This is a genomic window from Marinobacter sp. UBA2498, assembly GCF_002341575.1.
Lineage (GTDB): Bacteria > Pseudomonadota > Gammaproteobacteria > Pseudomonadales > Oleiphilaceae > Marinobacter > Marinobacter manganoxydans.
The window spans coordinates 1,505-2,569 of record NZ_DDOI01000072.1 but is presented as its reverse complement, the minus strand read 5'-3'; the positions used below and the strand labels follow the sequence as shown (position 1 = coordinate 2,569).

General features: G+C 57.1%; 2 protein-coding genes. Both read right to left on the bottom strand.

What is annotated here, in order from left to right; translation table 11 throughout:
• Positions 1–517 (bottom strand): fatty acid desaturase family protein (locus tag B2W52_RS10355; RefSeq protein WP_476738526.1); only part of this gene is annotated, 517 nt, incomplete at its 3' end.
• 257 nt (positions 518–774) lie between these two features.
• The coding region (locus tag B2W52_RS10350; protein ID WP_286802884.1) for a hypothetical protein at positions 775–1,065 on the bottom strand (291 nt) is incomplete at its 5' end.

Here is a 1,065-nt window from a genome sequence, read left to right as displayed (position 1 = left end):
TGGGCGCCAGAGCCGCCATCGCCAACAGCTTGTTCAGTCTGTTCGATTTGTGACCCAGCTCATGGGCCGTGTTGATGCCTACGCCATTTATGGCACCAACGGTAAGCGTCAGGCCGATTTTATCGTCCAGGGGCGTATCCTTGCGGCTGGCCAGCCAGGCACCCATGAGGGTCATGGCGTACTGGGTCGGAATAAAGGCCTTCACGATCCGGTCGTAGTACTTGTCCCGTTCCAGGGTCTCCACTGCGGATTCCGGCGGGTTGCTCTGGTCCTCACCAATGGCCCTGTCCAGCGCCGGAATGATGCCGTGCACCAGAGCAGGGCCGGTCCAGGCCAGGGCTTTCAGTTTTTTGGGGGCCAGGGCGTAACCGGTCAGGGCCGCGAGCCCGATGCCCGGCAGGGCAGGGCCGAGTAACCACATATAGCGTTTCGGATCCTTCCAGTTGCCAGTGGAGCCGGATTCGGCGGGGGAAACGACATTATGCGATTCCGGGTTGTCGTGGGTCTTGGCGTTCATTGTGTTCTCCCGTTCGGTGCGCGTAATGTCAATTTATGTCGGACAATCTGGCAATGCAACGACCGTCCAGCAGAGCGGGGCAGCTTGGCGTAAAATGACAAATATCATTCTTTTGGCGAAATCCCGTTTTCTGAGCCAGACTTCGGGGAAAACAAGAATTCGACGGTAGTGAAGAATCAGCTATGCCAAATTTTCCCTCCACTCCCTCCACTACGGCTTCGTACTCAGTTCAGGGTATGCTTCAGGAGTATCTGGGCTCAGGGCAACTGACCGAGGTGGTTTACCGGGACAGCGCCGGCCAGATATGCGCGGTGCACGATGTTATTCGTGAGCTTTGCAGTCGCGCAGGGCAGGATTTCCTGCTGCTCGGACGAGGCACCATGCTCCCGCTCGATCATGTCATCACCATTAATGGCCGGCTGCTGGCAGGCAGCACTGGCTAACCAAAGGGTAATCGCCGGGTAATTGCCTTTGGGCCGGGCCTCGCCGTACCCTGTTTCGCGTTGTAAATATATATCAACAGAGGGATATGGTATGAACAAGCTCAC